Below are 14,987 nucleotides of genomic sequence, written 5' to 3' on the forward strand. Positions count from 1 at the left end.
AAAATAATTTATTATGAAAAAAATCATCTTTACTGAAAAAGCTCCAGCTCCAATTGGACCTTATAATCAAGCTGTATTATCCGGAAACACACTTTATGCTTCTGGTCAAATTGCTATCAATCCAGCTTCTGGAGAACTTGTTACAGACAATATCAATGATGAAACTAAACAAGTAATGGGAAATATTGCTGCAATTTTAGAAGCTGCAAATATGACTTTTGAAAACGTAGTAAAAGCAACTATCTTTATTATGGATATGAATAATTTTGCTGCAATAAATACCATTTACGGATCTTATTTTAATGAAAAAACTGCTCCTGCACGTGAAACTGTTCAGGTTGCTTGTTTACCAAAAAATGTAAATGTAGAAATCTCTATAATTGCTGTACAATAGCATTTAAAAATAATTGTGCCGTTGCTTCATTTGTTGCCAGCGGCACATTATGAACATCGCATATCCTGACGAGCATCTTAATATCGACTTCGTGAGCATTAGTCACTAAAGGATCTGTAAACATAAAAACGATATTAATTTTACCTCCTGCTACTTTTGATGCAATTTGAGCGTCACCGCCCATTGAACACGGAAGCATCTTTTTTACTTTAAATCCTGATTTCTCTGCATTTCTCCCTAATATTCCTGTTGCAATAAGTTTAACTTTATCATGCTGTAGTGTAATTCCGTTTTTAATTAAAAACTGAATCATATCTGCTTTTTTATTATCATGAGCAATTAGCGCAATTAAAGTATGTTTTTTCATGATTTAACAATAATACAACCAATCAAATTTAGGCTAAAAAAGCAAACAGATTAAAACATAAGATAATAAATATCAAACAATTAGCAAAATAGCAATAAAAGACTACAAATTGATTATTATCACAAATTTATAGGCAATAAAAAACCGTTTCAGTAAATGAAACGGTTTCTGGTATAGTTTAAAATGAATTGAAACTCTATAGTTGTAATGCAACAGCGTTTAATAACAATTGAGCCGAAGCTTCATTTGTTGCCAAAGGCACATTATGTACATCACAAACACGAATAAGCATATTAATATCGACTTCATGGGCATGGCTTGCAAGTGGATCTTTAAAAAAGAAAACCATCTGTGTTTTACCTTCGGCTACACGCGCAGCTATTTGTGCGTCACCTCCCATTGGTCCCGAAAGCATTCTTTTTACCTTAAAACCGGCATTTACAGCCTTACTTCCGGTAGTTCCTGTAGCAATCAATTTGATATTTTCTTTAAGAAGAAGTGTTTTGTTTTTATTTAAAAACTGAACCATATCTGCCTTCTTGCCGTCGTGAGCTATAATAGCAATTTCTATCATTTACGTTTATTTATTGATTAGCAACGTGATAAGCAATTAATCCATCAATAGGTCTTCTTAAAACATTCCCTAATTGAAGTTCGTATTTATTAAATGTTTCTTGTAATTCATCTTTTAGATAAAAAGCAATAGAACCAACAAAATGAACTGGAATCTCTTTGCAATTATCGTATTGCTTAATGTAATTTTTAACGAAAGATTTCATCCCTTTGAAGATGATTTTTCTACAAAATTCAGTGTCTTTATGTTTGATTAAGAACTTCGCAAAAGTAGCTAAATAAGCATTTGGATTTGGTTCTTTATATAATTTATTCTTGATGAAATCAGGATCTAAATCATATTCTTTTTCAAATTCAACTGCCAATTCTTTAGGCATTTTATTGAAATAATATTTTCTGATTAATTCTTTTCCAAAAACATTTCCACTACAATCATCCATAGCGATATACCCTAATGATTGAACTTTTTGATGCAATACTTTTCCATCAAAATAACTGCAGTTAGATCCTGTTCCTAATATACTTACTATTGCTTCTTCTCCTTTTGGAGTCGTTGCATAAACAGCAGCATATGTATCTTCATGAACTTCTACAATTGCATTAGAAAAATATTCCTGAAAGATTTGTGACAAAGCCAACTTCATTCTATCAGTTCCACAACCTGCTCCGTAAAAGAACAAATGTGAAGCATTTTTTTTGTTTTGCAAAATATCAAAACGGTCATTTAATCTTTCTATAATTTCAGGACCATCAAGAATTTCAGGATTTAGTCCTAGAGTTTGTGTGGTAAATAATACTTTTCCATTATCATCAATTGCAATCCAATCGGCTTTGGTAGATCCACTATCAACTATTAATTTCATTTTATTCAGTTTTTGGATTAGTTCTTCTTAAATAAGTGTATTTTATACATTAATTAAGGAAGTAACAAAATAAGAAAATCCCGTTACTATAGAATAACGGGATTTTGCAAAATTATAAATTATTATTTTAAACCAGCGATATGCACAGACAAATCGATTAATTTACTTGAGTATCCATACTCATTATCGTACCAAGATACGAATTTGAAGAATGTTGAATTTAAACCAATTCCAGCAGTTGCATCAACGATTGAAGTTCTTTTGTCAGAAATAAAATCTTGAGAAACAACAGCATCTTCAGTATATCCTAAAATACCTTTCAAATCAGTTTCAGAAGCTTTTTTCAATACAGCCAAGATTTCTTCGTAAGTAGTTTCTTTAGCAACTTTTACAGTTAAATCTACTACAGAAACGTCAGCAGTAGGAACACGGAAAGACATTCCAGTTAATTTTCCATTCAAAGAAGGGATTACTTTTCCAACAGCTTTTGCAGCTCCTGTAGAAGAAGGAATGATATTGATTGCAGCAGCACGTCCACCTCTCCAGTCTTTTCTAGAAGGTCCGTCAGCTGTCATTTGAGTTGAAGTTGTTGCGTGAACAGTAGTCATTAAACCTTCAACAATTTCGAAATTATCGTGAATAACTTTAGCTAAAGGAGCTAAACAGTTTGTAGTACAAGAAGCATTAGAAACTACTGTATCTGTTGCTTTTGCAGTTTCATGGTTTACACCCATTACAAACATTGGAGCATCTGCAGATGGAGCAGAAATAATTACTTTTTTAGCACCACCTTTAATGTGCTCATTTGCAGTTTCGATAGTTGTGAAGATACCAGTACATTCAGCAACTACATCAACATCAACTTCGTTCCATTTTAAGTCAGCTGGATTTCTTTCTGCAGTGATACGGATATTTCTTCCGTTTACATAAAGTTTTCCTTCTTTAACTTCTACAGTTCCGTTGAAACGACCGTGAACTGAATCATATTTTAATAAGTAAGCTAAGTGATCTACATCTAATAAATCGTTTATCGCTACTACTTCTACATTATCTCTATTGAAAGATTCTCTAAAAACGATTCTTCCGATACGTCCAAATCCGTTTATTCCTAATTTTACTTTTGACATTTTACTTAATTTTTGCTTTTGTTTTTATTACACTAATTTAAAGTCTAATTTCCTCACAATAAACTTCATTCCTTTTTTTAAACTTTGTATGTATATTATGTCGACATAATGTCTGACACTCTCAACAATTCTCTATCAATTTCAGATTTACCTTTAATCGCTTGCTCAAGTGGAGTCAAAGCCACTTTGTCTTCGCGTAAACCAACCATATAGTTTGATTTACCTTCGATTAAAGATTCTACTGCTTTTACACCTAAACGGCTTGCAAGAACACGGTCAAAACAAGATGGTGATCCACCACGTTGCATGTGTCCTAAAACAGAAACTCTCACGTCATATTCAGGCAAGTTAGCTTCAACGTAATCTTTTAATTCGAATACGTTTTTACCAATTTTATCTCCTTCAGCAATAACTACTATACTTGATGATTTTCCAGAAGCTTTACTTTTTTGAAGAGAATCTAATAATCTCTCCAAACCTAAATCTTCTTCAGGAATAAGAATTTCTTCGGCACCTGCACCAATTCCGGCATTAAGAGCAATGTGTCCGGCATCTCTACCCATAACCTCTACAAAAAACAGACGGTTGTGAGAACTTGCAGTATCTCTAATTTTATCAATACAATCTACAACAGTATTCAGGGCAGTATCATATCCTAATGTATGAGTTGTACCAAAAATATCATTATCAATTGTACCTGGGATTCCCATTACTGGGAAATTATATTCAGAATTAAAAATCAAACCTCCGGTAAAACTTCCGTCTCCTCCAATGACAACAAGAGCATCTATTCCTGCTTTCAAAAGATTTTCATGAGCTTTTTTTCTACCTTCAGGGGTTCTAAACTCAACTGAACGAGCTGATTTCAAGATCGTTCCACCTTTGTTTACAATATTATTTACACTACGAGGTCCCATTTCTTTGAAATCACCTTCGATCATTCCTTGGTATCCTCTATAAATTCCAATGCATTCTATATTATGGTAAGCGCACGTTCGAACAACTGCTCGTATTGCGGCATTCATTCCAGGTGAGTCTCCTCCCGATGTTAGAACACCAACTTTTTTTATTGTTTTTGGCATTATTTAAGTATTAAAGTGTAAAATTAGCAAACATTCACCACTTTATAGGTGATGTTTATCATTAATTAATAAAATGTGTTAAATTCAAACGTTTTCGTTAATAAGTTTTTTGATAGCAAAAAATTCATTTAAAATAATAAAAGGCTCTTATTTTAATTAAATGTTTAAAATTAACAATACATTAATGAAGTGTTACAAAAATCCGAGCTTTTAGAAATCCGAAAATAAATTTTTGAATCTCTAAATTTAGCACAAAAAAACCATTCGCAGTCACGAATGGTTTTATATCATTATATTTTTAACAAAATTACCTGATTTAAAAGTCGTTATCAGGAATTAAACCTTCATTATTGTTTTGAGGCGGCGGATTTTTCGGTTCTTGCTTCTTCTCCGCGCCTTTCTTGTCTTTATCCTTTTTATTCTTCTCGGCATCCTTTTTATTCGAGAAATTGACAAAATCAGGATTTAAATTAGAATCCTGCAAATCATTGTTAGAACTTTTTATAGCTCTCTCGAGTTTATGATCTTTAAATATTTTATTTACCAATTCGCTAAAAGTATCAAAATCTACTTCATACGAGATACCAACTCCTTGAGTATAACCAATTCCCTGCCCTACATAATTGATATCATTTTCTTTATTAAACAAACGAAGATTCATAGATCCGTCTTCGTTAACTCTATATAAAATTTCGATATCTCCAACAATTGCAGATTCGTTTACACCTCCAACCGGAACTCCTAATTTACCGTTGATCGTAATTCTTTCGTTTACCTGAGATGAAATATTAGCCACAAACTGACCATCGGCTTCTTGCCCAAGTCTTTTATCTGCCGAAATATAATTCAAGTCAATATTAACTTTATCATTATCAGATTTTATAATACCACCCAATAAACTAGACGCAGTTTCTGTCAAAGTTCCTGATAAATCGCCCTGACTAAACCCGTCTGTACTCATGAACGAACCTGTAGACAACAAATACAAGGCTTGTGTCTGACGAATATCTTTATCATCTAACTTATATTGTATCTCAGATTTAAGAACGTTACTTACAGATGGAAACTGAATATCAAAATTAGGCTCCGGACTCGTTAAATCTCCTCTTAATCCAATCACAACTTCTACTGGAACTTTCTTATTGAACGAAGAAGTATTGTCTAATAAAACAGCCGGATTTGCCGATGTTTTATAAACTGCTTCCAGATTAAGCTGCGCCTTCATTGGATTTCCTTCCCAAGTAATAGATCCTCCTTTTTTAACCGAGAATTTTTTATCAATTAAACCTCCGTATTTAAAGTTGTAAGTTCCTTCGTATGCCTGGAAATCTCCCCACATATTAAACTTACCAAGCGTATTAATTTTAAATAATAACGATCCGTAACCTTTTCCTTTCATACCGTGTCCGGAATTTCTGTCCAGGATTACTTCGACTTCGGCATCTGGCGTAATATCAAAATCAAACTCCAATTCAAGTCCGTTATAGTTTTTCGTTTTCTCAACGATACCATTTGCCAGATTGTATTTTTCTTTTGGTGTCACAAAATGAATCCAACTGCTTTCTCCAACACTTTGGGCATTATTAATAGGAATCTTAACTTCCGTACCTTTCTCAGATTTAGCGTCTACCTTAATAAACAAACCATCCGTTGGACCTTTTATACTTGCAGTTCCGTTAATAAATGCCGTTCCAAAATAAGCCGCATCTTCACTATCTTTTGTATCAAGTGCCAATAATCGTTTAGAAGTTATAGTCAAATCTAGTTTCCAATCGCCGAAATTATGATGCTCAATAGTTCCGTTCAACAAACCTTTCGTTCCGTATTTAGTATCGGTTAATTGGTTATTTCTAAACAAAAATTTCTCATCCGTTAAATCAATTACCGTTCGATCACTCAACTCATAATCTGTATTAAGATACGGAATTGTCATTCCGGCTTTTTCAACATACAAACGTCCATTGATTTCCGGTTTTTTAAGATTCCCGACAACAGCAGCATTTCCGGAAACACTTCCTCTCACATTTGATAAAACATCGCCTCCAACCGAACCTAAAGTCGCCAGATTAAATCCTTCGAGCTTTAAATTCAGATCTAAAAGAGTTTCCTTATTTTCGATTGCAAAAGTTCCGTTTGCTCTAAATGATTCTGTAAATCCGTTTTGTATCGAAGAATTTACCGTAAACTTTCTAAAGCTTTCATCACCCGCAATATCAAAATTCAGCGTTCCTAATTCTGTTTTATTCAAATTAAGATGATCAATAACAATAGATGCCGTAGGCTGATAAACACTTTTATTCTGCTTATAATTTACCTTACCATTTAAATTACCATTAAATACAAACTTCGAATTAAACGGCGTGATCTTATTTATATCGACATCTTCAAAATTCAGAACAACATCTTTATAATCTTTACCTTTTATAATACCATTTAAATCGATCTTCTGATTTTCATGCGAAAGCACAATATTATCTATCGTGAAATTCTTGAAATACTGATCAAAAACAATCTGATTATCTTTTTCTTCGTCTTCATTTAAATACCATAAATAGTCTTTAAACTTCATCTCAGATTTCTTGATTCCAACGATATTATTTTTGTTTTTATCTATTGTATGAAATAAATTCAGATTGTAATAATCCTGACCTTTATCTCCACCTTTAAATTCTGAACGAACAAAAAGCGTGTCTTTTGCAGTAACATTAATCAAACTAAAATCTCGTACCTTATAATAAGGAGTTTTGATACTATCTAACTCCACATAAGCATTATAAAGCGTATTTTTATTATCAATATTAATTCGGATATTATCGAAAGTGTTTTTTGCCGCAGTAATTTTCTGAGATCTAAATTTAAATTTAAACTCCTGAAGATCTGAATCGATTTTGCCACGTACAACAGTCGACGAATCTATATTAACTTCCGGATACAACATTTCGACCACTTTATCGTAAACATGGAAATTGAAATTCAAAAACTGACCTTTCTTGACCTTATAAGGTTTATAATTGGTATACAAACTTCCTACCGAATTCATAACCAGCTTATCCAATTGTGCAAACTGAAATTTACCGACAATTTTTCCGTTTACAACATCGTTCGAACTAATTGTAATTGTTCTCAAGCGATCTACATCAAAATTAGAACTGATCTTTACTTCATCAAAAGCATAAGTAGATTTTGGGTTTTGATAAACTGCATCCTTAATATAAACATTTCCCTGAAGATTTTCGATCGAATTTCCGGTTACTTCGACAACGGCGTCTCCAGTAAAATTAGAAATCGAATCATCAACAAATTTTAGTTTTCGCAAATCGGCATTTTCAACATTAATATGAAAATCATATTTGCTTTCTCTTTTGCTTAAATCAACCAAACCGTCAAATGTCAAATTCAGATTTGGATCACTTATCGAAACTTGTCCTTTATAATAAGGTAATTTAAAATTCCCGTTTACTACAATATTATTATAGGTGTATTTATTATAATCTAATTTTGCAATATCACCTTTTATAATTGTATTCAGATATTTCTCTGTAAAACCAACACCTTCAACATCAAGATTTAGTGTAGTTTTTCCAATATCTTTCCGGGCTAATAAAGCTCCAATATTAAAATTATCCAAAATAATATTTCCTGAATAAGACGCTCTGTCAATAAAGTCCATATTATTCATATGCAAATTTGCCTGACCGTTTCCTAAATCAGTTATCATCTTAAAGTCTGTCTCTAAATCAGTTGTCGAGACTTTTGCTTTACCAACAATATTAAATTTACCGATTCTTTGCAGTTCTTTCGGAAGTTTTTTTCCTAAAACGCCTGGCAATAAAACAACCAGATTATCATAACTGGAAATCAGTTTATCAAACTTTCCCTGCATCGAAAACTTTTGCGTTTTGTCACCCAAAAGATTTCTGAAATTAATAGTTCCCGCAATCTTAGAACCGTTTGTATCACTAAGTTTAAGATGTCTTAAATTAAGATTATTTAGTGTTCCTCTAATCTTAGTTCTGATTCTAAAATGTTGATTTTTACCTAATCCGTCATAGAAATAACGAATATCATTTGAAGCAATCGAAGCCGAATCCATTGCGACATTAAACTTAACTTTATCGGTAAAATCTAAGAAATCTTCAATTTTATAATTCAAAATAGCTTTACCATAAATCCAAGATCTTTTGGTTTTTATAGCTAAACTTTCGACTTTAATTTGTTTTTTGGTATAACTGAATTTCCCTGCAAAATTAGAGACATACAAACCACGATGATCTAAGAAAGAAAACCTGTGAATTATTGTATTTACATCCGGACCATACAATTTAAAATCACTGATATAAGCGTTTAATTTTTTAAAGTCAAGAAATTTTGGTGTGTTTTTATTCTCATCAACAACAGAAAAAGCGCCTCTGTCGATGTAAGCATTCTTGGCAGTTAATAAAAAATGTTTGCTTGATTTGGGAGATTTTGGACCTTTTTCGAACGCCTGAATAAAAACATTAAGATTGTTTTCATGTTCATTCTTATACGTTTTTAAGTTAAAAATTAAACCCGTTAAACGAATATCTCCAAAAATAAGATCTCCATCTACCAATCTTTTTAATGCCAAAATATCAGTTGCTACAATATCTGCATAGATCATTGTCTTTTTATGATGGTCTAAAATCAGTACTTTTTTCAGCTTTACGCCGCCAAAAATGTTTATTGAAGTTTTTTCAACGCTAATATTTACATTAAAATCCTTGTTTAATGTCTCTGTAATATAATCGGCGATTTTTGTCTGAACCACAGGCAAAGACAAGATGATAGCGAGTGCTAACAAAAGTAAGATTAACCCAATTAGGGTTCTGGATATTATTTTCTTTACTTTTTTGATAGCTGCTTTTATTTTAGTTTTCTTTTTAAATTTACTTTGAACAGACAAAGAACGACTGTTTTTGATAAAAATTCTTTAATTTTGGCTTCTCCTTACAAGTCAAAGAAAATTAAAAATTTGATTTGTCAAATATAATTCAAAATTCGTGCCTTTATATGCAAAATTCAGAGGTTTTTATTCTTGCCATCGAAAGTTCATGCGATGATACTGCTGCCGCGGTTTTACATAACGATAAAGTACTTTCAAATGTTGTGGCTAATCAGTTAATTCACAATCAATATGGCGGTGTCGTTCCTGAATTAGCTTCAAGAGCACATCAGCAAAATATTGTTCCGGTAATTGATGCTGCACTTCGTAAAGCAAATGTACAAAAAGAACAATTAACTGCCATTGCCTTTACACAAGGTCCAGGTTTAATGGGATCTTTATTAGTGGGAAGTTCATTTAGTAAATCGCTTTCATTAGCGCTAAAAATTCCGTTAATCGCTGTCAATCATATGCATGCCCATATTTTGGCTCATTTTATAGACGAAGAAGGTTTTGATAAACCTGAGTTTCCATTTTTGGCCTTAACCATTAGTGGAGGTCATACTCAAATCGTGAAAGTAAACGGTTTCTTTGATATGGAAATTATCGGAGAAACCACTGATGACGCGGTTGGAGAAGCTTTTGATAAAAGTGCCAAAATCCTTGGACTTCCTTATCCGGGCGGACCTTTGATCGACAAATATGCCAAAGAAGGAAATCCGAAAGCTTTTGCTTTTACAAAACCAAAAGTTCCGGGATTAGATTTTAGTTTCTCCGGATTAAAAACTGCAATTTTATACTTTATTCAGAAGGAAAAATTAAAGAATCCGAATTTCATCGAAGAAAATCTGAATGATATTTGTGCTTCTATTCAATATACAATCATCGAAATTTTGATGGATAAATTGAAATTGGCCGTAAAAGAAACCGGAATCACACAAATTGCAATTGGTGGCGGAGTTTCGGCAAATTCAGGAATTAGAACCCGATTGAAAGAAAGTGAAGCTAAATATGGCTGGAAAACTTTTGTTCCAAAATTCGAATACACAACAGATAATGCCGCAATGATTGGAATTGTAGGATATCAAAAATATTTATCAAGTCGTTTTGAAACTTCTGCTGTAGTTTCTAAAGCGCGAATTCAATTTTAATTATGCAATTATTTTACAATCCTGATATTGACGAAACGACTGAAACTTTTTCTTTTGATAAAGAAGAAAGCCGCCATATTATAAAGGTTTTACGCAAAAAAGATTCAGATATTCTACACGTTACAAATGGTTTGGGATTATTATTTGAAACCGAAATTACGCTTGCTTCTGATAACAAATGTATTGTTGAAGTACTTTCGATAAAAAAATCTCCTGAACCTAAATATCGCTTGCATCTTGCAGTAGCACCAACCAAAATGAACGATCGTTTTGAGTGGTTTCTGGAAAAAGCTACCGAAATTGGAATTCAGGAAATTACACCAATAATTTGTGATCGTTCTGAACGTAAAGTGATTAATATAGAGCGTTTTGAAAAGATTATTCTTTCGGCAATGAAACAATCTAACGAAACTTATTTGCCAAAATTAAATGAGGCAATTTCGTTTAAGGAATTCATAAAGCAACAAAATGAAGGTTTACAATTAATCGCACATTGCGAAGAAACCGACAAGAAATCATTGAAAGATGTTTTGAAACCAAATGAAAACGTAACGCTTTTAATTGGTCCTGAAGGAGATTTTTCGGAAAAAGAAATTGCATTGGCTTTAGAAAATAATTTTCAGCCGGTTACTTTAGGAAATACTCGTTTGCGAACTGAAACTGCAGCAGTTGTGGCTTGTCATAGTGTGGTGTTTTTTAATGAAACGCCTAATTAATAAACGCTAATTTTGTCAGCAATAACGCTAGCTTTGTCATAAATAACAAGATTACATAAACCCGACAGGTTTTAAAAACCTGTCGGGTTTAATACACATAAGACCTTTGTCAAAGTTTCGAACTTTGACAAAGCTTTAGAGAGCGAATTACTAGTGAGGTTGCTTCGTTCCTCGCAATGACAACCCGATAATTTAAAATCGTATGAAAAAAATATTGTTTCTGTTTTTATTGATTTCTGTTTCTTCATTTTCACAAGAAATTGCTTTGCTTAAATACAGTGGCGGCGGTGATTGGTATGCAAATCCAACTTCTTTGCCTAACTTAATTAAGTTTTGTAATGCAAACATTAATACCCGAATAAAACCAAAACCTTCTACGGTTGAACCAAGTAATCCGGATTTGCTTTCGTATCCTTTTGTTCATATGACGGGACACGGAAATGTCGTTTTTAGCAATTCTGATGTTGCTAATCTTCGAAATTATCTAAATGGCGGAGGATTTCTTCATATTGATGATAATTATGGAATGGATCAATATATTCGAAAAGAAATCAAAAAAATATTCCCTAATAATAATTTAGTCGAACTTCCGGCAAATCATCCAATTTTTCAAAAACCGTTTCCATTTCCGAATGGATTACCAAAAATTCACGAACATGATGGAACTCGTGCTCAGGCTTTTGGGATTTTTATAGACAATAAACTTGTTTTATTATATACTTACGAATGTGATTTAGGTGATGGCTGGGAAGATGCAGAAGTGCATAACGATCCATTGGCCGTTCGAGAAAAAGCATTAAAAATGGGTGCTAATATTATCAATTATATCTTTACCAATTAAACTTAAAAAAGTGCAGCTTACTCACGAAGAAAATCAATTTCAAAGAAAAACATTTCCGATAACACTGGTTTGTGATCACATATATTTTCAACAGAATATTGGTTCTCTCTTTAGAATTGCTGAAGCTTTTGGTGTCGAAAATATCATCTTTTTAGGAAAAGATATTCCGCTGACGCCCCGTAAAATCAACAAAACTTCAAGAAGCACGCATCTTCACGTGCCTCATTCTGTAATCGAAGAAACTAGTGTTCTTAAAGATTACTTACTTCAAAATAACTTTGAAATTATTGCTTTGGAAATCGCAAGCAATAGTAAACCTCTTAAAGAAGTTGTTATTCCTGACAATAAAAAAATTGCACTTTTACTGGGAAGTGAAATCGATGGAATCTCAGACGAACTTTTAAAAATTTCAAACCAAATTGTCCACATAAATATGTTTGGCCAAAATTCAAGCATGAATGTGGTGCAGGCCGCAAGTATAGCTTTATACGAGATTACTTCTTTGTGAGATTTTGTTAAAATATTACAAAACAATTACTAAAATCTGAACCGATTTTGGATAGCCTTTAACAGAAATATTTAAAACCCTCGATTAAAGACAAATAACATCGTCAAAATACATCCAAAAAACAATAAGTAAGAAAAAACATCTTAAAAATAACTTTAACATTTTTGTAAGAACTAGATTATACAAGGGATTGTAAAATTCTCACAAATATTTTATTGTAAAAGTTTTGCTACAACATGTTTTTGTTATAAAATTGCCACATAATTAACCAAATGTAATTTTTTATAACAAAAATCCAAATTATTATGAAAAAAGTTCTGATTACCGCATTCACAGCGTTAGTGCTGTTTTCTTGTCAAAATGACCAATCTGAAGCTGCTGGCTCAGAAACAAGTGCAACAGCTCGTCGTGGATGCGCCACACAAGAAGTTTTAGAAGCGCAATTAAAAGCTGATCCGATGTTAGCGATCAGAATGAATGAAATTGAAGCATACACAAACAAAGCAATGCTTTCCGGAAAACTTGTAAATGGCAAAGTTCAAATTCCGGTTGTAGTAAATGTTTTGTACAAAACAGCTGCTCAGAATATATCTGATGCTCAAATTCAATCTCAAATTGATGTTCTTAACAAAGATTTCAATGCATTAAACTCAGATTACAATAGCGTACCTGCTCTTTTTGCTGGTGTAAAAGCTAATGTTGGTATTTCTTTTGTTCTTGACCAAATCATCAGAAAATCAACTACAAAAACTTCATGGGGTACAAACGACGCTGTGAAAAAAGTTGCACAAGGTGGTTTAGCGCCAACTTCGCCAACTACAAAACTTAACTTATGGGCTTGCGCAATTGGCGGCGGAATCCTGGGTTATGCACAATTTCCTGGAGGAGCTTCTGCTACAGACGGAGTTGTAATTGATTCTAGATATTTTGGATTATCAGGTGCTGCAAATGCTCCTTTTAACTTAGGTAGAACTGCAACTCACGAAGTTGGTCACTGGATGAACTTACGTCACATCTGGGGAGATGCAACTTGCGGAAGCGATTTAGTATCTGATACTCCAACTCACAACGAGGAAAACTATGGTGTACCTGCTTACCCTCACTACAGTACTTGTTCTGGTACTCCTGTAGAAATGACAATGAATTACATGGATTATGTTGACGATAACGCAATGTACATGTTCTCTAACGGGCAAAAAAGCAGAATGGCTGCAATATTCCTTTCTGGAGGTCCAAGAGCTGCTTTTGGAATCTAAGAAAAGAAATCAAGATAGCAAACTTAAAAGCGAGATGTATTCATCTCGCTTTTTTTTGTTTCCATCAAAATTTTAAAAGCTTTTTCCTATATTTATCCTCTAAAACCTAAACATGATAACATCTAAAACTATTTCAAACGGAATCCTAAGAGCTTTGGCAACAATCTTAATTATCGCCGCCATTTTATTCTTTTTGTACGAAATACAAACCGTAATTGTTTATTTATGTGTTTCCTTGTTATTATGTTTGCTTGCCAATCCGTTGGTACAGTTTTTAAGAAAAAGATTGAAATTCAGTAATTCACTTGCCGCAACAACTGCGCTGATTATTTTTATACTTGCAATTGTTGGTTTTATTCTATTGTTTGTTCCGTTGATTATTTCGCAAGCCAATAATTTATCTTTATTAGATACCAATCAGTTACAACATCAATTTATTGAAAGTGAGAAAAGTATCGAAACTTATTTCAATATTCAGCATGTTGATTTTGACAAGGTTTTAAAGAATCCTAAAGTAACTTCATTATTAGATTTTAGTTATTTCACAGCATTTCTAAACTCTATTTTTGGGTTTATGGCCGATATGGGAATGGGATTGGTTTCTGTATTTTTTATTACTTTCTTCTTTATAAAAGATCAGGACGCTTTTAAAGTTAGCGCAAGAAAAATTCTTCCTGATACAAATGAAGATAAAATTCTAAACTCAGTTACAAAAATAAATCACTTTTTAACCCGCTATTTTATTGGTTTATTGCTTCAATTAACGGTTGTGTTTATTCTGTATTTTATTGTTTTAATAATTTTTGGAAATAAAAATGCTTTTGTAATTGCGTTTTTATGTGCCATTTTAAACATTATTCCTTACATCGGACCAATTATCGGAACTATATTAGCCGGAATTTTAACGATGATTAGTTTAATTGGAAGTGATTTCAGATCTGAAATTCTGCCTACAACTATATATGTAATCATTGGCTTTTTGCTGGTTCAGGCGATTGATAATAATATTAGTCAACCTATAATTTCGTCAAAAAGTGTAAATTCGCACCCGCTGGAAATATTCTTAGTTACTTTAATCAGCGGAATTACTTTTGGAATCGTCGGAATGATTATTGCAATTCCTGTTTTTACAATGCTGAAAGTAATTTTGAAAGAGTTTTTTCCTAACAACAAAATTGTCTCCATATTAACCGAAAGAATTTAAAC

At 32.6% G+C, this 14,987-nt stretch carries 13 protein-coding genes; 7 read left to right on the forward strand and 6 right to left on the reverse strand.

The window, feature by feature from the left end:
* Positions 1-13 precede the first annotated feature (13 nt).
* On the forward strand, positions 14-394 hold the full coding sequence (locus WN975_RS10695; protein WP_337966520.1) for a RidA family protein: 381 nt from the start codon (positions 14-16) through the stop codon (positions 392-394).
* Here the strand turns inward: WN975_RS10695 and WN975_RS10700 are convergent.
* From WN975_RS10700 to WN975_RS10725, 6 genes are all read right to left on the reverse strand, one after another.
* A complete protein-coding gene (locus WN975_RS10700; RefSeq protein ID WP_099708659.1) occupies positions 375-761 on the reverse strand; it encodes a methylglyoxal synthase in 387 nt (128 codons plus the stop codon). The genes WN975_RS10695 and WN975_RS10700 overlap by 20 nt on opposite strands.
* 196 nt (positions 762-957) lie before the next feature.
* Positions 958-1,332, reverse strand: a complete 375-nt coding sequence (locus WN975_RS10705) for a methylglyoxal synthase (RefSeq protein ID WP_041518369.1) — start codon at positions 1,330-1,332, stop codon at positions 958-960.
* Between the two features lie 13 nt (positions 1,333-1,345).
* Complete coding sequence (locus WN975_RS10710; protein WP_099708660.1) at positions 1,346-2,197, reverse strand: N-acetylglucosamine kinase; 852 nt, start codon at positions 2,195-2,197, stop codon at positions 1,346-1,348.
* A gap of 122 nt (positions 2,198-2,319) precedes the next feature.
* Positions 2,320-3,324, reverse strand: coding sequence for a type I glyceraldehyde-3-phosphate dehydrogenase (gene gap / locus WN975_RS10715; RefSeq protein ID WP_099708661.1), 1,005 nt, complete (start codon positions 3,322-3,324; stop codon positions 2,320-2,322).
* Between the two features lie 95 nt (positions 3,325-3,419).
* Positions 3,420-4,406: a 6-phosphofructokinase gene (pfkA, locus tag WN975_RS10720; protein ID WP_337966521.1), complete on the reverse strand. Its 987-nt coding sequence runs from the start codon at positions 4,404-4,406 to the stop codon at positions 3,420-3,422.
* Positions 4,407-4,722: 316 nt separating this feature from the next.
* The gene (locus WN975_RS10725) at positions 4,723-9,207 is read right to left on the reverse strand and encodes a translocation/assembly module TamB domain-containing protein (RefSeq protein WP_337968984.1); all 4,485 of its coding nucleotides are present in this window, start codon (positions 9,205-9,207) and stop codon (positions 4,723-4,725) included.
* A gap of 230 nt (positions 9,208-9,437) precedes the next feature.
* Here WN975_RS10725 and tsaD point away from each other — a divergent pair, with 230 nt between their 5' ends.
* The 6 genes from tsaD to WN975_RS10755 all read left to right on the forward strand — a co-directional run bounded on the left by tsaD (position 9,438) and on the right by WN975_RS10755 (position 14,985).
* A complete protein-coding gene (gene tsaD, locus WN975_RS10730) occupies positions 9,438-10,460 on the forward strand; it encodes a tRNA (adenosine(37)-N6)-threonylcarbamoyltransferase complex transferase subunit TsaD (RefSeq protein ID WP_121329699.1) in 1,023 nt (340 codons plus the stop codon).
* Between the two features lie 2 nt (positions 10,461-10,462).
* Positions 10,463-11,176 (forward strand): 16S rRNA (uracil(1498)-N(3))-methyltransferase, encoded by a 714-nt coding sequence (locus tag WN975_RS10735; RefSeq protein WP_337966522.1) that lies wholly within the window; start codon positions 10,463-10,465, stop codon positions 11,174-11,176.
* A 202-nt stretch (positions 11,177-11,378) separates the two neighbouring features.
* Positions 11,379-12,017 (forward strand): DUF4159 domain-containing protein, encoded by a 639-nt coding sequence (locus WN975_RS10740; protein ID WP_337966523.1) that lies wholly within the window; start codon positions 11,379-11,381, stop codon positions 12,015-12,017.
* A 10-nt stretch (positions 12,018-12,027) separates the two neighbouring features.
* On the forward strand, positions 12,028-12,525 hold the full coding sequence (locus tag WN975_RS10745) for a TrmH family RNA methyltransferase (protein WP_337966524.1): 498 nt from the start codon (positions 12,028-12,030) through the stop codon (positions 12,523-12,525).
* Positions 12,526-12,830: 305 nt separating this feature from the next.
* Complete coding sequence (locus WN975_RS10750; protein WP_337966525.1) at positions 12,831-13,781, forward strand: zinc metalloprotease; 951 nt, start codon at positions 12,831-12,833, stop codon at positions 13,779-13,781.
* Between the two features lie 112 nt (positions 13,782-13,893).
* On the forward strand, positions 13,894-14,985 hold the full coding sequence (locus tag WN975_RS10755) for an AI-2E family transporter (RefSeq protein WP_337966526.1): 1,092 nt from the start codon (positions 13,894-13,896) through the stop codon (positions 14,983-14,985).
* Positions 14,986-14,987: the final 2 nt, after the last annotated feature.

Origin of the sequence: uncultured Flavobacterium sp., assembly GCF_951805225.1 — a bacterium.
In the GTDB taxonomy this organism is placed as follows: Bacteria; Bacteroidota; Bacteroidia; order Flavobacteriales; family Flavobacteriaceae; genus Flavobacterium.

What these genes read in the sequence shown, in the direction of transcription:
- WN975_RS10750 (WP_337966525.1), top strand. Translation starts at nt 12,831, where the DNA reads ATGAAAAAAGTTCTGATTACCGCATTCACAGCGTTAGTGCTGTTTTCT.
- WN975_RS10735 (WP_337966522.1), top strand. Translation starts at nt 10,463, where the DNA reads ATGCAATTATTTTACAATCCTGATATTGACGAAACGACTGAAACTTTT.
- WN975_RS10740 (WP_337966523.1), top strand. Translation starts at nt 11,379, where the DNA reads ATGAAAAAAATATTGTTTCTGTTTTTATTGATTTCTGTTTCTTCATTT.
- tsaD (WP_121329699.1), top strand. Translation starts at nt 9,438, where the DNA reads ATGCAAAATTCAGAGGTTTTTATTCTTGCCATCGAAAGTTCATGCGAT.
- gap (WP_099708661.1), bottom strand. Translation starts at nt 3,324, where the DNA reads ATGTCAAAAGTAAAATTAGGAATAAACGGATTTGGACGTATCGGAAGA.
- pfkA (WP_337966521.1), bottom strand. Translation starts at nt 4,406, where the DNA reads ATGCCAAAAACAATAAAAAAAGTTGGTGTTCTAACATCGGGAGGAGAC.
- WN975_RS10695 (WP_337966520.1), top strand. Translation starts at nt 14, where the DNA reads ATGAAAAAAATCATCTTTACTGAAAAAGCTCCAGCTCCAATTGGACCT.
- WN975_RS10755 (WP_337966526.1), top strand. Translation starts at nt 13,894, where the DNA reads ATGATAACATCTAAAACTATTTCAAACGGAATCCTAAGAGCTTTGGCA.
- WN975_RS10700 (WP_099708659.1), bottom strand. Translation starts at nt 761, where the DNA reads ATGAAAAAACATACTTTAATTGCGCTAATTGCTCATGATAATAAAAAA.
- WN975_RS10710 (WP_099708660.1), bottom strand. Translation starts at nt 2,197, where the DNA reads ATGAAATTAATAGTTGATAGTGGATCTACCAAAGCCGATTGGATTGCA.